The sequence below is a fragment of the Bacillus sp. RC252 genome (assembly GCF_044909215.1).
Lineage (GTDB): Bacteria > Bacillota > Bacilli > Bacillales > Bacillaceae_G > Bacillus_A > Bacillus_A mycoides.
In genome coordinates, this window is sequence record NZ_JBIYDV010000007.1 from 236,187 (window position 1) to 261,511 (window position 25,325).

A 25,325-nucleotide genomic window follows, 5' to 3' on the forward strand; every position below is an offset into this window, starting at 1 on the left:
ATAAGTTTGTCTTTTCATATCAAGCATACTCCCCTTTACAAAGATAAATATAAACATGTTGGATTTCTTTTAATACGAACCTATTATTTTACATTTCGTAATATTATTCTTATTTTTTCTAATTTAAATAGAAATATGGTGAACTTTATGAAAACAGTAAAACTAGACGAATCTTCCATTCCAGCCTTACTCTCTCTTTGCAAATCAGTCGGGTGGTTACAGCATGAGAGTTTTATGAAAGAGCAATTCCATATGTACCTTTCCATTGGCACAATTTTTGGCTATGTACATGAGAATAAACTTATTGCAGCGGGCGGGGTCTTTTCGTTTGCCCCTGGATATTCTTCTATCGGTATGTTAATCGTGCATCCTGATTTTCAAAGAAAAGGAATTGGCCGTATTTTGTTAAACAATAGCTTAAAAGTAACTTATCCATCGCTCCCTATTACGCTCATTGCAACAAAAGCTGGTGAATCCTTATATGAATCTTATGGATTTCAATCAATAACAACAATTCATCGTTTCGAAAAACAAGCGGCTCATATAAGTATAAATTCTTTTCCCATAAAACAAATTCAGCAAGCCGATCTTCAATCTCTCATTTTTCTTGATCAAACTGCGACTGGTGCAGATCGTTCTAATCTTTATTTATCACTACTATCGAGAGCAACTTACTCCTTTAAAATAGAGCGGGATAATCAAATAGATGCTTTTGCTTTATGCATACAAAAAGGAGATGTACTATGTATCACTCCACTTATTTCAAAAAAAGAAAAAGACGCTATTCAGTTATTAGAAATAATTTGTAACTCGTGGAATGGGTCAATACGCATTGATGTTCCGCACTCACAATTCATTTTCCGTCAATTTCTTCAAACAGAAAATTTCCAGGAAACGCTCCTTTCACCTCTTATGATAAAGAATGGTAATCAACTTCCTGGAAATCGTAATATACTATTTGCTATGATAGATGCAGCATTATGTTAGAAAGGAGACACCTAATTGAAGCAATTTAGCTATTTTATGGTAGGTTGTCTTACTCTTACACTATTAGTAGGATGTAGTGCAGCAGAAAAGCCAGTAGAACAAGTAAAACAAGTTAAAAATACAATTACAGCGAAACTAGCTACCGAGGAAAAAATGGTAGAGATAGATGGTCAAACGATTTACTTTAAAAAGATTGGTGATGAAAAACCACCTTTACTTATGATCCATGGATTTGGAGGATCATCCGATGGTTTTCAAAAGGTTTACTCAGATTTAGCAAAAGATCATACGATTATTTCTGTTGATGCTTTAGGATTCGGACGTTCCTCTAAACCGATGGATTTTTATTATTCTTTCCCAACTCATGCAAATTTGTATTATAAGTTAATGAAAAAACTAGGGTATGACTCATTCGCAATACTGGGACATTCTATGGGCGGAGAAATTTCTCTTAATTTAACATATTTATACCCCGAAGCGGTTACCCACCTTATTTTAACTGATGCTACAGGCGGCCCTCATACGTTCGTTAATAAACAAGGTTCACCAAAACCAAAGTTGTCGACTGATTTAAGTACCGTTTCTTCTATTGCAGATTATGATGAGAGCAAAGTTAAATTCAAGCGTAATGATGAAGAGCATTATAATAAAATGAAATTATGGCCTAGGCGTCTTCAAATCAATGCAACTGAAATCAAGCAACCAACTTTAATTATATGGGGAAGAAATGATAATAGCGTTTCTTGGAAAGAAGGAGAAACTTATCATCAATTCTTAAAAAATAGCAATTTCCATATTATTGAAAAAGGTTATCATGCTCCATTTCGTCAAGAGCCACAAGAATTTGTAGGGTATGTAAAAGATTTCTTCGAGAAAAATCCTATAAGTGCTGAAAAATAAACGGGTATCTCATTTTGAGATACCCGTTTTCATATATTAAGCAGCTTGCTTTTGGCGTTTTTGAATTTTTGATCCTAGTACTTTTGGAATAACTAAGCCATCAATTCCAAGTTTTCCAGCATTCATACCAGAAACAAGAACGAACATGGATAAGATAACCATTTCAGGGTTTACACCAATTGACCCACTAAACATATAGGAAAAGTTCATTAAAAGACCGAAAAAGACCGCTGTTTTTGTTAAACAGCCTACAATTAAACCAATTCCGACTAAAATTTCTCCCCACGTCACAAGTGTATTAAATAAGTCAACGTTTGGAATTGCAAAATCTTGTAAGAATGATGCCCACCAAGATTGAACAGCTGGTTGTGCTCCTTTAGATTTTTCAATTGCACCTTGTAAATAACCAGTTGCATCGAAGCCTTTTCCTTGTAGTTTACCGATTCCAGCCATTACCCATGTGTAACCAAGATACACTCGAATTATCGCTAATACAAAAGAAACTGCTTTGTTTTCTCTTAAAAATTGAATAATCATATCTTCCTCCTAAAGTTGTAATTAAGTCAGTTACAGATAATATAATAACATTAGTTACTTACTTTTAAAATGTTAATTGTGAATAATTCGTGACATGTGTACAAAACATTAAATACTAACGTATATATAGTAACTTTTATTACCTGTAAAAACTTGAACATATCATACCACAGGTGATAATCATTTTCATTGAATAAAGTGTAAAAAAACTGTGAGTTAAATGTGAAAAACATTTATTCGAATATAGAATAAATGTTTTTCACGCTATTTATATAATCGAAATGTATGTGTCTCCTCATCGATTAATCTAGCTTCTTGAACAGCTTCTTCTAACATTTTGTCATGGTTAATAAGCCTGTAAAATAAGCGTATTGTAAACATAAGTGCTACATTTCCATCTACATAATCTATCAATCCAACATATGATTTTACACCACTATGTAAAAAGGATTCTACTAGTTTCAACTCCCCAAACTTATACCAACCATTTACAATATGTGTAATATGCAATTTTGCATATTACTTAATTTCCGCTACGCTAAAGTATACTCTCGGCCCATTTAAGTCGTACACATCTTCTCCTAACTCTTCCATTACAAATTTTCTCTCCTATAAGTCCATTTCATATATACCCGTTTCTTTCAAAAAATCAGCTCTAGTTAAAGCGACTTTCTGTAAATATTGCCTATACGCTGTAATTGTTCCATCGTGTGCAACGATACAAATTTTTTCTGCTTTTAACTGATAGCACCAATGCAGAAATTCATCTACTATTTGCTGAAATTCCTTCTCTGAGATGATATTGATTCCCTCATTCCATAACAATTCATTTGTACTTTCTTCTAATGAAAAATGTGAAAATAAATTTTTCATTATCTTTCGATCTAACAATTGATCGCATGGCAATGTTTTGGCGGATTCCCGATAAGGAAAAATACGCGGGGATACATATGGATGAACAATTTTTTGACAAGCGACTTCCGCACTCCATATTGTCGCAGTTTGTAAAGTTCGAAGTGTAGGACTAACGATTAATATATCCTTTTCTTGTAATGGTACATCGCACTGAAGCAATTTAGCCTGCTTCTTTCCCACACCCGTCAATGACGGATTCGCCGCTTGTAAACTTAATGGTAAATCTTTCGTATGCTCACCTTCACCATGCCGAACAAAGACAAGTTTCATTCTCCTCTTCCTCTCACTAGAAAATGGTCTCACATATTTCTTCCCTATTTTTTTCTTTACTCCTGCTATTTTTAAAAGAAGAATGTAAAAAGTGTTTGACATCAACATTTGGAAAACATTACAATTATATATGTAAAAAACTTTTTACAACAAGGGGAGGAATACAAATATGAAATGGATTATCATCTTTATCGGAATAATCATATGGGGATACATAAATGGCTTTTTTATTAGTGATAAAACTGCTAATCCTTGGATTACAGATGATGAACGTAAAACGAAAATTAAGCAAAAAGCAATTATCGCAAGCTGGTCCGGTGTTTTCATATTTTGTATCATGAACCTCTTAAACAAATGGTTAGGTTTAGGAACGAGCGATACATCACCTTATTTACCAGATCCTGTCGCAACTATTTTTAAAGAAAATGTAGAGTTACAAATTTTATTCATGTTATTCATTACGTATGGACTATTTTACTTATACTACCGAAGAAAACTAAGCGCTTAACTTTTATCTCATGATTATCCTCCTAAATGGTTATAGTAATTAGGACGCAATGAAAAAAGGAGAGATATAAAAATGAGTAACTCAAATGACTTTTTAGATACATTACATGAAAAACAAGCAAAAGATGAACAAAATAGAAAGCGCCAAGGGAACGGAAACCCTGCGAAAAAAAAGCCAAATAAAACACATAAATAACATTAAAAAACCTGCCTAAAAATTATATTTTAGGCAGGTTTTTTACTCATCTTTAACCGAAAGGACATCTTCCCAATTCCATTTCTCATAATACCACTCTGGCACATCTATATTTTCAATCCACTTCTTTTCATATTTCCCATCGCTATGAGCAAGCCATGCATCAGCTTTCTTACGATTCGAACGGATCCACATTAATTGGTTACTCTTCTTAATAAAAATAGGATTATAATCACCTTGGCTATTAGGTGGCTTTGTAATTCGATGTTGTTCATCATTTATACTATTTATCTCATATAAAGATGGTAGTGGTCTTTTTTCTAGAGGTAAAGATAAATCTGCTTCCTTTGCCCTTGAAATGATAATTACATTATCGTTCTTCCATGTGAAATCCCAATCAACATATCCTTTTGGAGTAAATGTGTTCTGCTGTAATGCCGGCAGTTCTTTTACTTTTAAATGTTTATTCTCTAATGCAACTCTCCCGCTTCCTTCAATATATGCTAATATATTTTTTGATGGCGCCCATTTGAACCATTGTGTGTTTAACAGCATTTGATCTATATTTTCAAAACGACTGCCATCTGCTCGTATTAAACAAAGTGTATTACTATCAGCTGACCGTGAAGCTGTTGGCACCGCTAAAAATGAGATCCATTTTTGATTTGGTGACCACTTAAATCCACTTGCGACTAACGCTAAAAAATCATCGTGCTCATTTGGTAATGCATATATATGTTTCATTTTGTGCGGATTCATATTTGCATCCTTTTGTATTTCATATAACTGAGCACCTGTCCACCCTGTTGGAAGCAAGTACGCTTCAGAGGAAACAAAAAACCTCTGTCCGTCTGGGTACCAAGCATAATCCCCTACACCATTGGCTACATTTTCAAAATCGGCAATCTTTTTTTCTGCATCAAATATGTTTAATGTACCTGTAAATATAAATGCAATTATATTCTCTGTTGGTGACCATCGATAATTCGATGCTTCTGATTGAGATGGTGTAACTTTCTTTCCATCTTTCAGCCGATACAGTTCAAAATGATTTCGCTCCTTTCCTTTTGCATATGCAAGCCATTCTCCATTATGGGACCATTTCGGCCCTGTTATGTACTCTCCTTTTGTAATTTGTTTTTCTTTCTCACCGACTTTAATTCATAGATTATGATTACGAATAAAGGCAACTTTCACTTCATTATTTTCTGCGCTAGTAATAGTAACTAAGCATAAAAAAATGAACAACAATACGCTACCACTTACTATGAGCCTTTTCATAACACCCCTCCATTTCCCTCATAGCATTCCTCACTTCCCACCTACAATATGTGAAAAATATCCATTCGACATAATCCCAAAAAATTTCCCAAGAAATTTTCAATTCAAAGAGGATTGGTATGAATTATGTCGAAAATATAGTTTAGCCAACATTCGTTTTTATATTTAATGATAAAAATGTAAGATAACTTTTCGGAATATTAGCACTTTTTATTAGGGGGATTTTCAATGAAAAAAACTACATCTACACTATTAAGTATGGCGCTCGTCTTTTCGAGTTTTGGAGCTTTAAGCGCCCATGCTGAGTCACTGCAAAAAGAGAAGCAATTTAGTCCACAGTTAAAAGCGAATATTGAACAATGGGGCGAAAACAAAATCGCGCAAAATGTTGAAACAAAAACATCAAAAGAAATTTCAGTCATTGTAGAATTACAACATGCTCCACTCGCTTCACAAAGTAACATTCAGCATGCTCCGGACCTAAAAAATAGCAATGTGCAATCATACCATGCACAACTAAAAAAGGCACAAGAGGATACAACAAAAAAAATTAAAGAAAAAGCACCGAAGGCAACGATAAAAGAAACATATAGTACATTATTTTCTGGGTTTTCTATTTCTATCCCAGGAGATCAAATTGCTGCTTTAGCTTCTTTACCTGAAGTAAAAGCAATTTATCCGAACTTAACATATAAATTACATGAGACATCAAAAAGCGCTACTAACGAAGAAGCACCAAATATCGGTGGACCGACAATTGGTGCACCTGAAGCATGGAATTTAAAAGATCCAACTGGCAAACCCCTTGATGGAAAAGGAATGAAAGTCGCTATTATCGATTCAGGTGTAGACTATACCCACCCTGATTTACAAGCAAATTATATTGGTGGCTACGATACAGTCGATGAAGATAACGATCCGATGGATGGAAACGTCCACGGTACCCATGTTGCTGGAATTATCGCTGGTAACGGAAAAATAAAGGGAGTCGCTCCTAATGCTTCTATACTCGCTTACCGTGTCATGAATGATGGTGGTACTGGTACGACCGAAGATATTATTCAAGGTATTGAGCGCGCTATTCAAGATGGTGCTGATGTTTTAAATCTATCTCTTGGTCAAGATTTGAATGTACCTGATCAACCTGTAACAATGACGTTAGAACGCGCAGCAAAACTTGGTGTTACTGCAGTCGTCTCAAATGGGAATGATGGACCAAAGCCTTGGTCTGTTGACGCTCCTGGTAACGCAAGTAGTGTCATCTCTGTTGGAGCATCTACAGTTTCTATTCCATTTCCAACATTCCAAGTAGCTGGTTCCAATAAATCTTACCAAGGATTACCGTTATCAAAATCAGATTTCCAAGTAGGCAACGATGCTCAGCTTGTATATGTTGGCTACGGTAATTCAAGTGATTACGCTAAACAAGATGTGAAAGGTAAGTTCGCCCTTGTTTTACAAGGAACTTCAAGCACGTTAGTAAAAGCAGAACAAGCGAAACAAGCTGGCGCTCTTGGCGTGCTACTAATTTCTAACGAAAAAGAAATTAATCTTATGCCCGAATATTTTGTACGTGAAGATGTAGCTCTTCCAGTTATGCAACTATCAAATACAAATGGCGAAGAGTTAAAAACTTTAATTACAAAACGAAAGAAAAATATAAAAATTGGACAACCAAAGCAAACAGAACTTATTGGTAACTTTAGTTCAAGAGGACCATCACAAGGTAGTTGGCTAATAAAGCCTGATATCGTTGCACCTGGAGTACAAATTACTAGTACAGTGCCGATAGGTGGCTATGAATCTCACAACGGAACAAGTATGGCTGCGCCACAAGTGGCGGGAGCCGTTGCCCTGCTGCGTCAAATGTATCCTGATTGGACGACAGAACAATTGAAAGCAGCTCTTGCCAACACTGCAAAAACATTAAAGGATGTCAATGAAAATACATATCCTGTCATGGCACAAGGATCTGGTTTAATTAACATTCCAAAAGCAGCCCAAACAGATGCATTAGTGAAACCTAACAATGTAAGTTTCGGTCTTATTAAACCTAATAGCGGCAAAGTGAAGTTAACACAAAATATTACATTACAAAATCTTTCTAACAAAAAGAAAAACTTTTCAACTCGCATTGAATTACTAGATACAAAAACAAAAGTCCAGACTTCTTTCTCTTCTTCTATTAGTGTGAAACCTAATAGTAACATCGAAAAGCCTTTTACTATTAATGTAGATAGCTCCTTACCACAAGGTGTATATACGGGAAATCTATATGTGAAAGAGCAAGGTAAGACTGAAGAAATGCGTATTCCATTTACGTTTAGCATTGATCCGAAAGAATACAAACGTATTGATGGTCTTGAAATCGTTAATTCTACTTTTAGTCCAAATAATGATGGAATACTAGATGACAACCTGATCAATTACTATTTAGTTACACCAGTGGAGGATGTAACATTTCACGCTAATTTAATTACGAAAGACCGTGTAACATATCAAGGCATGATACATCAAGGTAAAAACGAAACACCTGGTTATAAATCTTTCAAATGGAATGGTACGAAAACCGACGGATCTCCTCTACCTGATGGCTTATACCAAATCGAAGCTGTTGCTTCTAACTCTGGTGGAGAAACGAAACAGACAGGAGCTGTGTTTGTCGATCGTACTGCACCGAAATTATCGTCTGAAGTAGATCAAGAAAACCTCGTAATTAGAGGTAAAGTAGATGATATACTTTTGGATTGGATGGCAGAATCCGGATGGGTTGCTCCAGGACATCCCGTAACGATACAGTATGAAATTAACGGAAATGGAGCATGGGAAAGTGCATACCTAAATCCTTGGGAGAAAAACTATGAAATTTATTTCGATCGTAGTCAATTACAACAAGGAAAGAATACAATTCATATTGTAGCAACCGATGCAGCTGGAAATAAGTCTAATTTAAACGTCGATTTAGAAGTGAGATAATAAAATTATTGTTGACAAGCTTTTAAATATAGTTTTATAATACAAAACATAGTTTAGTTGAACGAATTATATATCGGCTTTGAAGGAATACTAGTAGCGACTTATATCCCTGTCTCAGAGAACTGATGGTTGGTGCGAATCAGTACATATACAAGCGTGAATTACAATTCTGGAGCTTCTTTCCCGTAATGCTTTTTATGCATGAAGAGAAAGACGGATCTTTCCGTTATCTTAAAGCAAGTGGTAAACAATTAATTGTTTACAAATAGGGTGGTACCGCGATTTTTATCGTCCCTATCGGATTTTCCGATAGGGGATTTTTTGCGTCCTTCCCTTTTAAATAACTTCATATATACGCGTTGAAAGAATCGCAGTAGTATCTTGTATCCCTGTTTCAGAGAGCTAATGGTCGGTGGGAATTAGCACATATATAAGTACGAATTACAATTCTGGAGCTTCTTTTTCGTAGTGCTTTTATGCATGAAGGAAAAGACGGGATTTTTCCGTTATCATTAGTTGAGATGTAAGTATATTTTCACTTACAAATAGGGTGGTACCGCGATTTTTTCGCCCCTATCGGACTTTCCGATAGGGGATTTTTCTATTTCTCACGCAAACAGTTGTTAAAGAATTTCGAATGTTATGATAAAATTTTATAAGCGCTTACAATTCTGAAAGGAGGTGGTACAAGCTATACAAAACTGGTATTCATTTTTATAGAGAAAAAGGAGGACGTCTAAATGACAAAGAAAAAAGAAATTCCATCACATTTAAAACCATTCGTATCCACACAGCATTATGATCAATACACACCGGTGAATCACGCTGTTTGGCGTTACATTATGAGACAAAACCATAGCTTCTTAAAAGATGTTGCTCATCCATCCTATGTTAACGGACTACAATCATCTGGTATTAATATAGATGCAATTCCAAAAGTAGAAGAAATGAATGACTGTTTAGCACCAAGCGGCTGGGGTGCCGTAACGATTGACGGACTTATTCCCGGCGTCGCATTCTTCGATTTTCAGGGGCATGGATTACTACCAATCGCAACAGATATTCGTAAAGTAGAAAATATCGAGTATACACCCGCTCCTGATATCGTTCATGAAGCTGCAGGCCACGCACCGATTTTGCTTGATTCTACATATGCAAAATATGTGAAACGCTTTGGACAAATTGGAGCGAAAGCTTTCTCCACAAAAGAAGAACATGATGCTTTTGAAGCCGTTCGTACATTAACGATCGTAAAAGAAAGCCCTACTTCTACACCTGAAGAAGTTGCAGTTGCTGAAAATGCTGTAATCGAAAAACAAAACTTAGTTTCTGGTTTATCAGAAGCAGAACAAATTTCACGTTTATTCTGGTGGACAGTGGAATACGGCTTAATCGGCAATATAAATGATCCGAAAATTTACGGTGCTGGTCTCCTTTCCTCTGTCGGTGAAAGTAAGCATTGCTTAACAAACGCTGTAAAGAAAGTCCCATTCTCAATTGAAGCTTGCACCGGGACAACTTATGATGTAACAAAAATGCAACCACAGCTATTTGTTTGTGAATCATTTGAAGAATTGACTGAGGCCCTTGAGCAGTTCTCTACAACGATGGCATTTAAAACAGGTGGAACAGAAGGATTAGAAAAAGCAATCCGCTCCGAAAATCATGCTACAACTGAGCTAAGTAGTGGATTACAAATTACGGGTACATTTACAGAGACAATTAAAAATGATACTGGTGAAGTTATTTACACACGAACAAGCTCACCAACTGCATTAGCAATTCATAATAAACAACTAGCAAATCATTCTACATCTGTGCACAGCGATGGATTCGGGACACCAATCGGATTACTAGATGGAGATATTGCATTAGAAAATTGTACAGAAGAACAATTACAATCATTAGGCATTACAATTGGAAGCAGTGCAGAGTTTACTTTTGCAAGTGGCATTCATGTAAAAGGAACAGTAACAGACATTGTAAAGAATGATAAAAAAATTGCTCTTATCTCCTTTATAAATTGTGCAGTTACTCATAAAGATCGCTTATTATTTGATCCTTCATGGGGAGCATTTGATATGGCTGTCGGCTCACAAATCACTTCTGTATTCCCAGGAGCGGCAGATGCGGCTGCATTTTTCCCGATGAATGAAGAAGTACAAGAAACGCCTGATCCACTTGTACTGAATAAGCTTGAACGTATGTATCAAACAGTTCGAGATATACGTAACGATAGTATTTTACACGATACTCATACTGATCAATTAATAGCTATTCAAGAAGTATTAAATAAATTTCATCCGAAAGAATGGTTGCTTCGTCTTGAAATTTTAGAATTGCTTTTAGAACATAACAAAGGACACGAAGCATCAGCAGCATTATTACAACAACTTTCTACTTTCACAACTGAAGAATCTGTAACACGTCTTATTAACAATGGTCTTGCGTTACTGCAGGTAAAGGATGTGAAAAATGATGCTACGATTAACTAATGAAGAAGTACAAGAGGAATTAACAAAGCTGGATAAATGGACAGTGAAAGATGAAAAATGGATTGAAAGAAAATATATGTTTTCCGACTACTTAAAAGGAGTCGAATTTGTCTCTGAAGCCGCCAAACTATCAGAAGAACATAATCACCACCCATTTATCCTTATCCAGTATAAAGCAGTCATTATTACTTTGTCATCATGGAATGCAAAAGGTTTAACGAAACTAGATTTTGACCTTGCAAAGCAATTTGATGAACTATTTTTACAAAATGAAAAAGCTATTATAAGAAAGTGAAAAAAGAGAAGCCTTTTTAGGCTTCTCCTTTCACTTTAAAATGTATACAATGTCCAAACGGATCCTTGACCTGTAATATTCCATCTTTATACGTAGCAACTACGCCAATATATTTTAAACTTTCACACACTTGCTCTTTTTGTTTTTCATCTGCTAGTACAATTGTGAAATATTTCAAACCAACGGAATTTGGCATTTGTGGTGGTATACCTTCACCCTGCCATGTATTTAAACCGATATGGTGATGATAACCACCTGCTGATACGAACAACGCTCCATTACGAGCTGGAATCGTTACATCAAAACCAAGGCCATCAACATAGAAATGTTTCGCTTCTTCTAAGTCAGCTACATGTAAATGAATGTGCCCCATCACAGTACCAGCCGGGAACCCATTCCATGTACTTCCTTGCTGTAATAATCCTTCGCCGTCTAACGGGTTACTAACAAATGGTAGCTCTCCATTTTCATCATGCCAAACTTCTTTTTGGCGATCATGATAAATTTCAATCCCGTTTCCATCTGGATCAGCTAAATAAAGAGCTTCACTAAAGTAATGGTCAGCCCCACCATGTAATGGGTGTACTCTCTCAACAAAATGACGAAGAATATTTGCTAAGTCTTGTCTGGTTGGTAATAAAATTGCATAGTGATATAAACCAGTTCGACCTCTTTGCTTCGGAAGAGCGTCTTCCTTTTCTTCTATTATGAGAAGTAGCTCATTGTCCTCATTACCAAACGTAACGATTGTACTTTTTTCTTCCAGTACCTTCATACGCAATACTTCTGTATAAAACTCTAGCGATTTCTTTAAATTTGATACATATAAATGAACAACCCCAAGTGTTGTTTCGGGATGAAGTGGAAAGCCCATTTTGTTATACCCCCATTTTAATTAATTCTTCTTTAACATTTTCTCTTTTAAGAAATTATCTACAAAACCATTAGCTTTCGCAACAAATAAGTAAGCACCCATCGCTAATAATGCAAGTTCTAACTCAAATCCAGGATTTTTCCCGTCTCCTAACAAACCAGCTGACCATTTTACTTTCACAATCGCTCCAACCATAACAAGTGCAAATAATAAGCCAATATACCTTACGCCTAAACCTAGAATTAACAATAGACCTCCAACTAATTCAACTGTTGCTACACCGTATGCAAGTCCTCCTGGTAAACCAATGCTTGTAAACCACCCTGCAATATTGTCAATTCCTGATTGGAATTTTGTTAAACCGTGCATAAAGAACGTTACCCCTAACACGATACGAATAATTAAGTTACCAATATGTTGATTCATTTCTTTCTCTCCTTTATAGTTTTGTTATACAAAACTTTTGTTTACATTACAAAACATACACTAATTATTTTTATTCGTCAATTCATTTTTCATGAGAAAAAATATTTTTTTTTTGCTATGATACAAATAGTTGTTTACAAAAAGGAGCATGATTTTATGAATATCGGTTCTGCGATTCGTGAAATTCGTCAACGTAGAGGAATTACGATTGCCCAAATTTGTGAAGGAACAGGTCTTTCTAAAGGCTTTATGAGTCAGGTTGAAAACAATAAAACATCACCATCTATCTCAACTTTAGAAATGATCGCTAATTTTTTAAATGTCCCCCTTCCATATTTATTGTTAGAACAAAAAGATCGTTTGAAAATTGTAAAAAAAGAAGAGCGTAAATACAGTGTGTATGGAAAAGATGAACAAAGAATTGAGCATGTTGCGGAGCAAGGTGGTCTCCGCCTATCTCTAGTAGAAATTTCTGCCGGATTCCCGAAAGAAAACTCACCAAATGCTCATGAAGGTGAAGAGTGTCATCTTGTATTACGCGGAAAACTAGAAGTTCAACATGGAGAAGATATTGCGATTGTAGAAGAAGGTGATTCTTTCTCTTGGAATGCATGCGTTCCTCATATTGTTCGCAATATAGGTGAAGAATCTGCATTATTACTTATCTCTAGTCATGCGGAAAATCGAAAACGTGTTTACTAAACGATAAAAAAGAAGCCTGTTTCGTAACAGGCTTCTTTTTTATCCCCTTATAATTCCATAACTCGTCCCAACTAGTACGGTCTTTTCATGTTGATTGCGATAAACTGACTCAATTGAAACTTTTTTATATCCTTCCATTTGCTCAATATTTGTTAAAGTTAATTCACAAGTAACCGTATCCCCTGTAAAAACTGGTCTAATAAACTCACTTACTAATTCCCTCGCTATGTAATGTAACTCTTCGCCTACTTTCGTCCCAATGCTAGCAGTCAATAAACCATGGACCATTAATCGTCCATTCTCATCATATTCCATATGATGTCTACCTTTATCGCCTGTAATATTTGCAAATTCAAAAACTTCTTCCTCGGTAAATCTTCTTTCGTATTTAAATATATCCCCAACTTTTACATTCATTTTTATCCCCCGTTTAATAAACTGAATTTTCTTTTATTTTATCACAAAATGAGTCTCAGTTCAGTTTATATTATTAAAATAGCAATCCTTTTTCTTTATTACCTTATAAGTTATCGATGCCCTTCCTCTTTGGCCACTTGATACCCATAGTACGCACATGTTCCATTTCTTGATAACTCTCTTACTTCAAAATCACAACTTCTATAAAAATCAAAATTGTTAGCGGACGTATGCGCAAACCAATCGCCATGCGGAAGCTTTTGTAAACAAAGAGCTACAAGTTTCTTACCTAACCCTTTCCCCCTATACTCACACTTCACAACTAAATTTACTATGTTAGCAACCATGATTTGATCAGAAATCACTCTAACCATCGCGACCATTTCTTCTTCATCCCAAATTGTGAAAGCCCATGTTGAATTTTCAAATGCAATCGTAAACTTTTCAATTTGCCAAGAAGGGATATTATCATTACTCCAGCCAGCATCTTCAAATAATGTCTTAATCGCATATGCTGGCACTCCATTCGTTCCTTCACGAATAATTAATCCATTATGATAAATATACATGTAATCCCTCCCTTTATTTTTTATATACCATTCTCCAAAAAATGCAATTCACCTTTTTTCATCCAACCCGCTTAATGGAATAAACGAGAACTTCCATCTCATGAAATGAAGTTGTTTTCTCATAACTAAGCCCTGTTTTTCTAGCAACAAATATTGAAGCTGGGTGGTTCGGATTAATAAGTGAAATTAATTTATTCATTTGTAATGCTTGAAAACCATAGTCTCGAAAAGCCGCCGCAGCCTCTTTCGCATACCCTTTCCCCCAATATTTAGGAAGTAGCCAATAGCCAATCTCAATTTCCTCTTTTCCATCTACCTTCTGCTTGACAAGTCCTGCATGACCAATTCTTATCCCTGTTTCCTTTTCAATCATTACAAATAAACCGAGACCATTTTTATAATTTGGAAGTACCCTCTCCTCCAAACTTTTTTTACATTGCATAAATGTTTTTAACGTTCCATTTCCAATATAGCGCATTACCTTCTCATCCCCCCATAAAGAAGCATAAAATGGTAAATCATCCATTGTATATTTGCGAAATTGTAAGCGATCTGTATGGAACACTCTTTTATTCACTCCCATCATTTTGAACCTCATTACATAACAACATATTTCAAACTACGTAAGTGTTGAATAATTCATATCAAGAAAGTTACCAAAAAGAAAGAAAATTCAATCTTATAAAAGTGTATTATATCAAAAAAAAGCAGTAGACAAAAGAGTGTCTACTGCATCCATATCATAACTAGTATAAAGAAAACTACAATTGAGGGGGTGTAGGATTTTCAAATATACTAGATACTTATCCCGTTCTAACGGGCGGTAAACCTTCCAATCCTTTGAGTGGAAAGTTTACCGCACATAAGAACTTTGCGGTCATTAAGAAAGCACTGTTAAGTACTCAAATACACGCTGAGCTTTTTCTCCACCCATTCGTGCATGTTGAAGAAGAGAGATGCCATGTGGGCCAGATGCACGTAATGCTTCTGGTTGTGCTACTAAAATGGCTTGTACGACTTCAAGTTCACCCAGCATAGCTGCTGCAAAAATATCCATCCGAGCTCCCTTTTCCAGTAAATAAAGAGCAATATCTTTACGGCCTACATGGGCCGCTGCTCCTAAGGCACTTTCCCAATCTGAGCCACCCCAATTATAAGAAGCATGAAGTAAGCTCGGTGATTCGGCCAAAAGCTCCTGTACTCTTTCTAGATCTCCGTGAGCTGCCATAACAAATTCCCTTACTAACTCAGTGGTAATACGCTCGTCTGTTTGCATCTCTCTTCTCCCTTTTCACAAATTCGTTTCGGTGTAAAAAATGGCTTGTCACTCCCTTGGAATATATCAACTTCAATTCCAAATACACGCTGAAACATTTGATGACATAGTACTTCTTCTGGTACGCCATCATACTGAATCTTCCCTTGTTTTAATACGAGTAAACGATCGCTATATTGAGCCGCTTGATTAATATCATGTAAAACCATTACAATCGTCATACCAAACTCTTCGTTTAATCGTTTAACAAGTTCCATTACTTCTAACTGATGGACGATATCTAAAAAGGTTGTTGGTTCATCTAATAGTAAGACATTTGTGCGTTGTGCAAGCGTCATTGCAATCCAAGCACGTTGCCTTTCTCCTCCTGATAAGGATTGTAAAAGACGATATTCATACCCTTCAAGCTTTGTAACAGACAATGCCCAATCAACAATTTCTTCATCTTCTTTATTTAAGCGACTACTCCATGATTTATGAGGACCTCTTCCGAACTCTATTAGTTCTTTCACTGTTAAATCTAATTGATGATCGTGCATTTGTGGTAACATCGCTAATTGCTTCGCTACATCTGCACTCTTCATCGTATAAATATTTTCCCCATCTAAAATGATGTCTCCTTCGCTTTGTTTAAGTAGCCGTGCTATTAAACGAAGCAAAGTAGATTTCCCCGATCCATTCGGGCCGATTAAACTAACGATTTCTCCAGCTTTAATATGTACATTCATATTTTGCATTTGAAATCTTTCAGAATGTGCGTAAAACACTTTGTTAACGGAAATCACGTTGTTTTCCTCCTCTATGGATTAAATATAAGAAGAACGGACCACCTAAGAAGGACAATAAAATACCAACAGGCAATTCGATTGGATCGAACCAACTTCGAGCTATCGCATCCGCAAAAACAAGTAATATCCCACCGCCAAGGCATGATAATGGCAGTAAATATTTATAGTCATTTCCAACTAATAAACGTAACATATGCGGTACAACAAGACCGACAAATCCAATAAGACCAGAAACACTAACTGCTATTCCAGCTAACATTGTACTTACTACTATTAAATAAAACCGACTTCTTTCCACGTTATACCCTAATAATTTTGCCATTTCATCCCCAAGCATTAATACTCGAATATGTTTAATACCGAAGAAAGCTAATATAATAGCGAATATCGCATAGTAAATAATCATATTTAAATGTGCCCAACTAACACCACCAATACCACCAGCTAACCACGGTAAAACTGATTGTACTTTGTCGCTATGTAATAACATTAGCGCTGAAGTCGCTGCACCAATTAATGCGTTTATTGAAACACCTACTAATACAATTCGTGAAGGTGGCGCCCCCTTTTGCCATGATAGTGCGTAAATGACCATTGCTGTAATAAAAGCTCCTAAAAACGCTCCTAGTGGTAAGAATGCCATATGTTGAGGAAATAAAATCATGATTATAATTGCTACAAGACCTGCTCCTGATGAAACTCCGATAATTCCAGGATCTGCAAGAGGATTTCTCATAACCCCTTGCAATAATGCTCCTGATGCAGCTAAACACGTTCCTACTATAAAACCAACGAGCACTCTCGGTATACGAAGATCCCATACAATTCGATGAACTGTCGAACCTTCATCTTGTATACCTTCTATAATGTCTCGTAAAGAAAAAGATAAGCTCCCTGCAAAAAGGCCATAAAAAAGACCTAGAACAGTTAATACGACTAAAGTAACTGTTATTATCCACCTTTTTCTCGCAAAAGGATGTTCCTTTTCTCTTACTATTTCACTACTCTCCATACTTATCATTTCCTTACATCTTGTATACTTTTATACATAAAGTCCATCGCTTCTGTAACTTTTGTCCCAGGATTTGATCCAAATAAATCTGGTGGTAAAATAACTACACGATTTTGTTTTACTGCATCTAAATTTTTCCATGCTTCATTTTTCATCATTTCGCCTTCAAATGCTTTTTTCACATTATTGGGATCTCCATGTGTAATTAAATAAATCACATCTGGATTTGCTTCAATAATACGTTCTACACTTAGCTGTGCATATTGCGGATACTCTTTCATTTCTGGAAAACTAGCTGCGATATTTTTCCCGCCTGTTTTTTCTAAAATATCCCCTGATAGAGATGTTGGTAATGCCGCTAAATAAGTGCCTGGTGCTCCATAAACTAGCAACGCTTTAACGTCACTCTTTTTCTCATATTTCTTCATTTGATCATTAATTTTTTGGTTAAGCTCTTTTGCTTTATCTTCTTTCTTCATTACTGTTCCATACATTTCAATACCCTTTTGAATATCTTTTACAGAGTTGGCTGAAGAAATGATTACTTTTGTTCCTTGTCCTTCGACCGTTGGAATGTTCTTTTGGAATCCATTGTTAGCAACAAGTACATCCGGTTTTAAACTAGCAATTTGCTCAAAATTCGGTTGATGTGCATTCCCGATTACTTGTGCTTTCTTTAATTCCTCTGGGAGAGTTAATTTTGTATCCGGACGACCTACTATTTTTCCACCTAAAGCATGAATAATATCCATGTCTCCCATACTCAACGTAGCAAAACTTTCAGGAACTTTACTGAATGTTATCTTTCTGTCTGAGAGATCGGTAATTTCGATTTTGTCTGTTCCTTTGTCTGTTTTTGTTGCGGATGCTTTTTCGTTTTCTTTTGCACTGCAACCTATTAATAAGAAAAAAATAGATAAGATCGCTGTGAACAGCGTAATAGATTTGTTCATTCTTTCACCTCTAATTGATAATAATAATCATTAACTACTATTCTACTTTAATTGATAAGGATTATCATTGTCAATATGAAACGCATACATTTTCTACAAAAATGAAAAAACGCTACAAAAAGATTTCTTCTTTTCGTAGCGCCCTATTTAACAATTTTCTTCATATTCGCTCTCCTCTAATTGATCACGCATCGTTCTAACACGCTTAAAGAAGAAAAAAGCAAGAACTAAAAATACAATAATACTCCCCATCATAACAAAAGACTGTACCATACTTTTTATTCCACTTGGAATTAATAAACCGATCATTAAAAATGTACTTATAGCTAAAAGTACTTGTGCAAACCGGGTATAATCTGCTATTTTTTCTTGTAATTCTTTCATCTGCTTATCACTCCCATCCTCACTTTATCACATTCTATCAAGCTTAAAGACAAGTAAATAGAACCAATCTGGGAGATGTTTTCCAAAGTAAAAAAGAGCCGCTTACTCGCGGCTCTTTTTTATCTATTATACGCCTTTATATGCTTCTATATAGATTTCTTTCAGCTCTGAAATGAGCGGTAATTTTGGATTAGCTGTTGTACATTGATCTTCAAAAGCTCTTTCTGCTAATAATCCAACAACCCCTTCAAATTGGTCTTTAGCAACTCCTTGTCCTGCAATACTCATATTTATATTTAAGCTTTTTCCAAGCTCAATAATTGCTTGGACGAGTGATTCCACACCTTCCGCTGTTGAGCTTGCTGGAAGCCCGAGCATTCTCGCAATATGTGCATAGCGTTCATCAGCCACAAAGTGCTCATATTTTGGGAACAATGCGTGTTTTCTTGGCTTAATAGCATTATAGCGAACTACGTGCGGCATAAGAATTGCATTCGCACGTCCATGCGGAATATGGAATTCCGGTCCAATTTTATGCGCTAAACTATGATTAATACCTAGGAAAGCATTTGCAAATGCCATCCCTGCGATTGCGGAAGCATTATGCATTTTTTCTCGTGCTTCTTCATCATTTCCATCTTTATATGCTCTCGGCAAATATTTAAATACGAGATCAATTGCTTTTAATGCTAAACCATCAGTATAGTCATTTGCCAGAACAGACACATACGCTTCAATTGCATGTGTTAATACGTCCATACCAGTATCTGCCGTCACATGAGGTGGTACTGTCATTACAAATTGCGGATCAACAATCGCTACATCTGGTGTTAATTCATAATCCGCAAGCGGGTATTTAATATTATTTTTCTTATCTGTAATAACCGCAAATGGCGTCACTTCTGATCCCGTCCCTGATGTTGTTGGAATGGCAACAAATTGTGCTTTATTTCCCAAGTTCGGATACTTACATGTACGTTTTCTTATATCTAAAAACTTCTGTTTTATTCCATAGAATGTCGTTTCTGGGTGCTCATAGAATAGCCACATCCCTTTTGCTGCATCCATAGCTGAACCGCCACCAAGCGCGATAATTACATCTGGTTTAAAGCTTTTCATCATGTCCGCACCTTTAAATACAGTTTCATCTGATGGATCTGGCTCAACTTCAAAGAAAACTTCAACTTTCACATCATTTGTATGCTTACGTAAATAGTGCGTAACTGTATCTACATAACCGTGCTCAACCATCCCTGGATCCGTTACAATAAATGCGCGGGAAATGTTAGGCATGTTTGCTAAATATGCTGTCGCATGTTTTTCAAAATAAATTTTGGGTGGTAATTTGAACCACTGCATATTCTTTTTTCTATTTGCCAACCTTTTTATATTTAATAAATGAGTCGCCGTTACGTTTTGGGAAACTGAGTTTTTCCCGTAGGAGCCACAACCAAGCGTAAGTGATGGAATAAATCCATTATATATATCACCAATTCCACCTTGTGATGAAGGTGCATTTACAATGAGACGGCAGGCTTTCATACGTAACCCAAATTGTTTTTGTACTTCTTTATTTGTAGAATGGATAACCGCTGAATGCCCTAGGCCACCAAGCTCTAACATTTCTTCGCAATATGTAAATCCTTCTTCTAATGAATTTGCTTTTACACAAGCTAACACTGGGCTCAGTTTCTCACGAGATAGTGGATACGCTGCTCCGATGCCTTTAATTTCAGCTACAAGCATTTTTGTATGTTCAGGTACAGTAATTCCTACTAATTCAGCAATATACTGTGCTGATTTCCCAACAATATCACTATTTACTGCACATGTATTTTCATTAATAACAAGATTTTCTAATTTCTTTCTCTCTTCCTCTGTTACAAAATAACAATTATTTGCAATCATTTCTGCTTTAACATCATTATAGATTTCCTTATCTACAATGATGGCTTGTTCTGACGCACAAATCATACCGTTATCAAATGTTTTCGATAAAATCAAATCATTAACAGCACGTTTTACATGTGCCGATTTCTCTATATAACATGGTACATTACCTGGCCCTACACCTAGCGCGGGTTTACCAGTAGAATAAGCCGATTTCACCATACCAGCCCCTCCAGTTGCTAGAACGAGTGCGACACCATCATGGTTCATTAATTGTTTCGTTGCTTCCACAGAAGGTCTTTCAATCCATTGAATACAATGCTTTGGTGCACCAGCTTTCACTGCTGCATCATATACTGTTTTTGCCGCTGCAACGGAACAGTTTTGTGCAGAAGGATGAAATGCGAAAATAATTGGATTTCTCGTTTTTATCGCGATTAATGCTTTAAACATTGTTGTCGATGTTGGGTTCGTTACTGGCGTTACCCCAGCTACTACACCGACAGGTTCTGCGATTTCTATTATTTCTTCATGAGGATCTTCATGAATAATCCCTACCGTTTTATCTTTCTTTATACTATGCCAAATATATTCAGTGGCAAAAATATTTTTAATGCATTTATCTTCATATACGCCACGGCCCGTTTCTTCAACAGCCAACTTCGCAAGCGGCATATGTTGATCGACACCCGCAAGCGCCATTTCATGAACAATGTTGTCAATTTGCTCTTGTGTAAAACTTTCTAATGCTTGTAAAGCTTTTTGACCGTTATTTACTAACGTATCAATCATCTCTTTTACCTCTTGCATTTCATTTACAACTTTCTCTTTGACTACCATGTAAATTTCCTCCTATTCTGTTATCACGGTCTTTATAAGTCCCTATAGGTCATAACAAGTCCCGATTAGCGAAAAAAAATAGAGTTACCGTCCTACATGAATCTCATTATTTGTGAAATATTTCACAAGTTTATTCGTGAATAACATTTCATGAATTCAATATACATGAAATCATTTCATTTGTGTATGTCTAATTTGTGAAACGTTTCACAAATTAATATAATAAAAATGCACTGCTCTACATTAGCAGTGCATTTTTATTATGCTAGCGCTTGTGCTAAATCTTCAATTAAATCTTCACCATCTTCAATTCCGACAGAGATACGAATTAATGTATCTGTAATTCCTAATTCTTTACGGCGATCTGCTGGGATTGATGCATGTGTCATTTGAGATGGGATAGAAATTAAACTTTCTACTGCTCCTAAGCTTTCAGCAAGTGTAAAGTATTGCAGTTTCTCAAGAACTTTATTCAACGTTTCCGCACTATCTACATCAAATGAGATGATAGCACCAAATCCATTTGCTTGTTCTGTTGCTAGTTCATGGTTTTGATGGGATTCAAGACCTGGATAATATACTTTATTTACTTTTGGATGGTTATTTAAAAACTCGGCAATCGCACGTGAATTCGTTTCATGTTCTTCCATACGAATTCCTAATGTTTTTAAACCACGAAGTAGTAAGAAGCTATCTTGTGGGCCAAGAATACCTCCTGTTGAGTTTTGTACAAAGTGAAGGTCTTCTGCTAATTGCGGGCTATTTACAACTACTAGGCCTGCAACTACATCACTATGTCCTCCTAAATATTTCGTTGCACTATGAAGCACAATGTCTGCTCCTAAAGAAATTGGCGACTGCCAATATGGCGTCATGAATGTGTTATCAATAATTGTTAATAAATCTTTCTCTTTAGCAAGAGCAGATATTTTCTTAATATCAGTAATTTTTAGTAATGGGTTCGTTGGTGTTTCTACATAAATCGCTTTCGTATTTGGACGAATCGCTTCTACAACTTCCTCTAGGTTTGTTGTATCTACAAATGTATGCTCAATGCCGAAGCGGTTTAATACTTTTGTAATAACACGGTACGTTCCGCCATAAACATCATCTGTTAAAATGACGTGATCTCCTTTTGAGAATAGCATAATAGTTGCTGTAATAGCTGCCATCCCTGAACCAAATGCAAATCCAGCATGACCATTTTCTAAGACTGCAATCATTTCTTCTAAAGCTGCACGTGTTGGGTTGCCTGTACGTGAATATTCATATCCTTGATGCTTACCAACTGCTTCTTGTTTATACGTACTTGTTTGATAAATCGGTACGTTTACAGATCCAGTTGAAGGTTCTCCTATGCGAATACCATGAATTAATTTTGTCTTTGCTCTCATTTTTTTATTCCCATCCTTTGTATATGTCTTTACTTAAATAGCGCTCACTACTATCAGGAAAAATCGTTACAATATTCGTACCTGGTGCTGCTTTCTCTGCCTCAAGTAAGCTTGCATGAAACGCTGCTCCTGAAGAGCTCCCAACGAGAAGGCCTTCTTTTTGCGCTAACTCTTTCACTCGTAAAAATGCATGTCGATCAGAAATTGTATGAATTTCATCAAAATAAGATGTTTTTAAAAATGGCGGGATGAATTCAAGACCAATCCCTTCTGTTTCATGTGAACCAGCTTTACCACCATTTAAAATAGATCCTTCTGGTTCTACAATAACCGTCTTAATATCAATGTTTTTCTCTTTTAAATAAGACGCAGTTCCCATAAACGTACCGCCAGTTCCTGCCCCTGCAACAAATATGTTAATTTCTCCATTCAATGCATCCCAAAGTTCAGGACCTAATGTTTTGAAATAAGCACGAGGGTTTGCTTCATTCGCAAACTGACTTGGAGAGTATGAATTCGGTATTTCATTTACTAATTCTTTTGCCTTTGCAATTGCGCCGGTCATTCCTTGCTCAGTCGGTGTATGCACGACCTTTGCACCTAGTGCTTTCATTATTTCTTGTTTTTCAATACTAAATTTCTCTGGTACACAAACAATAACGCGTAAATCATGTTCTAACGCTGCAAGTGCCAGTCCAATGCCGGTATTTCCAGCCGTCGGTTCAATAATTGTTCCGCCCTCTGCAACAAGCCCTTTTTCTAGCGCATCTTCAATTAATTCTCTTCCTAAACGATCCTTAACGCTTCCGCCTGGGTTGTAAAATTCAAGCTTTGCAAATAAACGGACTCCTTTCGGAAGTGAAAAACGAGTAATTTCTACGATTGGTGTATGGCCAATCAACTCATGAACTCCACGATATACATTCATCGTGTTCTCCCCCTTATTTGCCAATAAAGAAAAGGCAACTGTATGTATTTTCTTTATATGAGACAGTTGCCTTTTTGTTACATTACTTTAACTCTTCTAGTACTTTTACGATAAAGTTTGTAGAATGAAGAGCTGCTTGATCTAAAAATTGATCAAATGAAACATTTGATTCTTTACCAGCAATATCAGAAAGTGCACGAATAATAACAAACGGAACTTCATATTGGTGGCATACTTGCGCAACAGCTGCTGCTTCCATTTCTACTGCATAAAGGTCTTCAAATTTATCACGAATTGCTGCAACGCGGTTCGGATCACTCATAAATGAATCACCTGTTGCAATCATACCTTTTACAACTTGAATATTTTCTTCTGCCTGCATACATTTCTCAGCTAATGCAACTAATGCCTCATCAGCTTTAAATCCAGGTGGCATTCCTGGCACTTGACCATATTCGTAGTTAAATGCTGTTACATCTACGTCATGGTGACGAACTTCTGTTGAAATAACTACATCTCCAACATTTAAAGAATGATGGAATCCACCAGCTGAACCAGTATTAATTACTTTTTCAGGCTTATATTTTTCTAATAAAATTGTCGTTGACATCGCTGCATTTACTTTACCAATACCAGACTTTAGCAAGATTACTTCATGTCCTGCCAATAGCCCTTTCGTAAATTCACAACCTGCAACAGTTTCTGTTTCTGCTTGTTTTAGTTTGTCACGTAAAATACGTACTTCTTCTTCCATTGCTCCAATTACAGCAATTCTCAATCTAATCCCTCTTTCTATTGCTTAGTTGCCTCCATTACCCAAACGAAATGATTTAATCTCGTAAACGTTACGTGGAAGCCATTGTTTTCAAAAATAGATTGCATGATCGGAATACGTGTATAGTATTCTGTTTGCAAATCGTTTGCTAACTGATGAAAACCTCTTTGTTTTGCTACTTCGACAGTTTTATCATATGCATCTTGATCTGCAAATATCGTATCAGCAAACACTATTTTACCACCTTTGTTTAGCAATTGACTATACTTCGCAATTGCTACGTCTTTTTCTTCATCTATTAAATGATGAAATGCGTAAGTGCTCACAATAGTATCGATTGAATTTGGGACTTCAAATGAAAGAAAATCACCCTCTGTAATTGAAAATTCTTTTGGTAATTTCTCTTTTGCAATAGTACGCATTTCGCGTGACGGTTCTATACCGTAAACTGTGCGACCAGCAAGTAATAATTTATTTGTTAAATTGCCAGTACCAACACCAAATTCTAATACGTTGCCAAATGACTTGTTAACTACATCCTCTAAAATGTCCTCATAATGGGCGAAAACTTCTTTATATTGTATATCTTCGCCTTGTACAAATGAGTCGTACGTATGAGCCCATTCATCAAATAAACCATTAAATTCTGTTCCCATAAAAATTCCCCTTTTTCTTATCGGTTTTATCAGTATGATATTCTCTCTTTCTAAAAATGTCAATTGAAATGTACGTAGTATT

At 36.0% G+C, this 25,325-nt stretch carries 25 protein-coding genes, 2 pseudogenes and 2 other annotated features; of the genes and pseudogenes, 8 read left to right on the forward strand and 19 right to left on the reverse strand.

The features are described from left to right. The first annotated feature begins 147 nt into the window (after positions 1 to 147). The gene (locus tag ABH960_RS12755) at positions 148 to 987 is read left to right on the forward strand and encodes a GNAT family N-acetyltransferase (RefSeq protein WP_404445538.1); all 840 of its coding nucleotides are present in this window, start codon (positions 148 to 150) and stop codon (positions 985 to 987) included. A gap of 15 nt (positions 988 to 1,002) precedes the next feature. After that, positions 1,003 to 1,887, forward strand: a complete 885-nt coding sequence (locus ABH960_RS12760) for an alpha/beta fold hydrolase (protein ID WP_404445541.1) — start codon at positions 1,003 to 1,005, stop codon at positions 1,885 to 1,887. Positions 1,888 to 1,923: 36 nt separating this feature from the next. Here the strand turns inward: ABH960_RS12760 and ABH960_RS12765 are convergent, their stop codons facing one another. The 3 genes and pseudogenes from ABH960_RS12765 to ABH960_RS12775 all read right to left on the reverse strand — a co-directional run bounded on the left by ABH960_RS12765 (position 1,924) and on the right by ABH960_RS12775 (position 3,609). Beyond that, a complete protein-coding gene (locus tag ABH960_RS12765; RefSeq protein WP_113935610.1) occupies positions 1,924 to 2,424 on the reverse strand; it encodes a DoxX family protein in 501 nt (166 codons plus the stop codon). A 264-nt stretch (positions 2,425 to 2,688) separates the two neighbouring features. Next, positions 2,689 to 3,033 (reverse strand): annotated as a pseudogene (locus ABH960_RS12770) (delta-aminolevulinic acid dehydratase); the annotation flags it as partial. After that, positions 3,034 to 3,609 (reverse strand): histidine phosphatase family protein, encoded by a 576-nt coding sequence (locus tag ABH960_RS12775; RefSeq protein WP_404445544.1) that lies wholly within the window; start codon positions 3,607 to 3,609, stop codon positions 3,034 to 3,036. 169 nt (positions 3,610 to 3,778) lie between these two features. Between ABH960_RS12775 and ABH960_RS12780 the strand changes: the two genes are divergently transcribed. Further along, a complete protein-coding gene (locus ABH960_RS12780) occupies positions 3,779 to 4,117 on the forward strand; it encodes a phosphoglycerate mutase (protein ID WP_404445547.1) in 339 nt (112 codons plus the stop codon). 72 nt (positions 4,118 to 4,189) lie between these two features. Further along, on the forward strand, positions 4,190 to 4,312 hold the full coding sequence (locus tag ABH960_RS12785) for a DUF4023 domain-containing protein (RefSeq protein WP_000071861.1): 123 nt from the start codon (positions 4,190 to 4,192) through the stop codon (positions 4,310 to 4,312). 42 nt (positions 4,313 to 4,354) lie between these two features. On the opposite strand, the pseudogene ABH960_RS12790 reads toward ABH960_RS12785, so the two are convergent. Further along, positions 4,355 to 5,593: pseudogene (locus ABH960_RS12790) on the reverse strand (TolB family protein). Between the two features lie 228 nt (positions 5,594 to 5,821). Between ABH960_RS12790 and ABH960_RS12795 the strand changes: the two are divergent. The 3 genes from ABH960_RS12795 to ABH960_RS12805 all read left to right on the forward strand — a co-directional run bounded on the left by ABH960_RS12795 (position 5,822) and on the right by ABH960_RS12805 (position 11,359). Next, positions 5,822 to 8,569 (forward strand): S8 family peptidase, encoded by a 2,748-nt coding sequence (locus ABH960_RS12795; protein ID WP_404445552.1) that lies wholly within the window; start codon positions 5,822 to 5,824, stop codon positions 8,567 to 8,569. 70 nt (positions 8,570 to 8,639) lie between these two features. Next, positions 8,640 to 8,868 (forward strand) — a binding site (T-box leader). Positions 8,869 to 8,919: 51 nt separating this feature from the next. Next, positions 8,920 to 9,147 (forward strand) — a binding site (T-box leader). 162 nt (positions 9,148 to 9,309) lie between these two features. Continuing rightward, positions 9,310 to 11,064, forward strand: coding sequence for an aromatic amino acid hydroxylase (locus tag ABH960_RS12800; protein WP_002167645.1), 1,755 nt, complete (start codon positions 9,310 to 9,312; stop codon positions 11,062 to 11,064). Then, a complete protein-coding gene (locus ABH960_RS12805) occupies positions 11,045 to 11,359 on the forward strand; it encodes a 4a-hydroxytetrahydrobiopterin dehydratase (RefSeq protein ID WP_002167644.1) in 315 nt (104 codons plus the stop codon). Before ABH960_RS12800 ends, ABH960_RS12805 begins: the two co-directional genes overlap by 20 nt. Positions 11,360 to 11,375: 16 nt before the next feature. On the opposite strand, the gene ABH960_RS12810 is transcribed toward ABH960_RS12805, so the two are convergent. Both ABH960_RS12810 and ABH960_RS12815 read right to left on the reverse strand, forming a co-directional pair. Next, entirely contained in the window at positions 11,376 to 12,233 is an 858-nt protein-coding gene (locus tag ABH960_RS12810; RefSeq protein WP_404445555.1) for a VOC family protein, read from the reverse strand. A gap of 21 nt (positions 12,234 to 12,254) precedes the next feature. Then, positions 12,255 to 12,659, reverse strand: a complete 405-nt coding sequence (locus ABH960_RS12815; RefSeq protein WP_002015248.1) for a DoxX family protein — start codon at positions 12,657 to 12,659, stop codon at positions 12,255 to 12,257. 156 nt (positions 12,660 to 12,815) lie between these two features. On the opposite strand from ABH960_RS12815, the gene ABH960_RS12820 reads away from it, so the two are divergent. Beyond that, positions 12,816 to 13,361, forward strand: coding sequence for a helix-turn-helix domain-containing protein (locus ABH960_RS12820; RefSeq protein ID WP_002015249.1), 546 nt, complete (start codon positions 12,816 to 12,818; stop codon positions 13,359 to 13,361). Between the two features lie 39 nt (positions 13,362 to 13,400). On the opposite strand, the gene ABH960_RS12825 is transcribed toward ABH960_RS12820, so the two are convergent. The 13 genes from ABH960_RS12825 to ABH960_RS12885 form a co-directional block, all read right to left on the reverse strand. Further along, entirely contained in the window at positions 13,401 to 13,778 is a 378-nt protein-coding gene (locus ABH960_RS12825; protein ID WP_002129189.1) for a hotdog family protein, read from the reverse strand. Between the two features lie 110 nt (positions 13,779 to 13,888). After that, positions 13,889 to 14,347, reverse strand: a complete 459-nt coding sequence (locus ABH960_RS12830; protein ID WP_002129190.1) for a GNAT family N-acetyltransferase — start codon at positions 14,345 to 14,347, stop codon at positions 13,889 to 13,891. Between the two features lie 58 nt (positions 14,348 to 14,405). Next, entirely contained in the window at positions 14,406 to 14,933 is a 528-nt protein-coding gene (locus tag ABH960_RS12835) for a GNAT family N-acetyltransferase (RefSeq protein ID WP_002129191.1), read from the reverse strand. 294 nt (positions 14,934 to 15,227) lie between these two features. Then, positions 15,228 to 15,623 carry an ankyrin repeat domain-containing protein gene (locus ABH960_RS12840; RefSeq protein WP_002129192.1) on the reverse strand — a complete coding sequence of 132 codons (396 nt, stop codon included), beginning with the start codon at positions 15,621 to 15,623 and terminating at the stop codon, positions 15,228 to 15,230. After that, positions 15,590 to 16,408, reverse strand: a complete 819-nt coding sequence (locus tag ABH960_RS12845; RefSeq protein ID WP_002129193.1) for an ABC transporter ATP-binding protein — start codon at positions 16,406 to 16,408, stop codon at positions 15,590 to 15,592. The genes ABH960_RS12840 and ABH960_RS12845 overlap by 34 nt, the downstream gene beginning before the upstream one ends. After that, a complete protein-coding gene (locus tag ABH960_RS12850) occupies positions 16,395 to 17,423 on the reverse strand; it encodes a FecCD family ABC transporter permease (protein ID WP_002015259.1) in 1,029 nt (342 codons plus the stop codon). Before ABH960_RS12850 ends, ABH960_RS12845 begins: the two co-directional genes overlap by 14 nt. A gap of 5 nt (positions 17,424 to 17,428) precedes the next feature. Continuing rightward, entirely contained in the window at positions 17,429 to 18,376 is a 948-nt protein-coding gene (locus tag ABH960_RS12855) for an ABC transporter substrate-binding protein (RefSeq protein ID WP_404445562.1), read from the reverse strand. 147 nt (positions 18,377 to 18,523) lie between these two features. After that, positions 18,524 to 18,760, reverse strand: coding sequence for a YrhC family protein (locus ABH960_RS12860; protein ID WP_002034123.1), 237 nt, complete (start codon positions 18,758 to 18,760; stop codon positions 18,524 to 18,526). Between the two features lie 126 nt (positions 18,761 to 18,886). Beyond that, a complete protein-coding gene (gene adhE, locus ABH960_RS12865; protein ID WP_404445566.1) occupies positions 18,887 to 21,490 on the reverse strand; it encodes a bifunctional acetaldehyde-CoA/alcohol dehydrogenase in 2,604 nt (867 codons plus the stop codon). A 260-nt stretch (positions 21,491 to 21,750) separates the two neighbouring features. Next, positions 21,751 to 22,884 carry a bifunctional cystathionine gamma-lyase/homocysteine desulfhydrase gene (locus ABH960_RS12870; protein WP_002067265.1) on the reverse strand — a complete coding sequence of 378 codons (1,134 nt, stop codon included), beginning with the start codon at positions 22,882 to 22,884 and terminating at the stop codon, positions 21,751 to 21,753. A gap of 4 nt (positions 22,885 to 22,888) precedes the next feature. Next, positions 22,889 to 23,812: an O-acetylserine dependent cystathionine beta-synthase gene (locus tag ABH960_RS12875; RefSeq protein WP_002129198.1), complete on the reverse strand. Its 924-nt coding sequence runs from the start codon at positions 23,810 to 23,812 to the stop codon at positions 22,889 to 22,891. A gap of 82 nt (positions 23,813 to 23,894) precedes the next feature. After that, positions 23,895 to 24,590: a 5'-methylthioadenosine/S-adenosylhomocysteine nucleosidase gene (gene mtnN, locus ABH960_RS12880; protein WP_404445571.1), complete on the reverse strand. Its 696-nt coding sequence runs from the start codon at positions 24,588 to 24,590 to the stop codon at positions 23,895 to 23,897. A gap of 14 nt (positions 24,591 to 24,604) precedes the next feature. Further along, positions 24,605 to 25,243, reverse strand: coding sequence for a class I SAM-dependent DNA methyltransferase (locus ABH960_RS12885; RefSeq protein ID WP_002015267.1), 639 nt, complete (start codon positions 25,241 to 25,243; stop codon positions 24,605 to 24,607). Positions 25,244 to 25,325 lie beyond the last annotated feature (82 nt).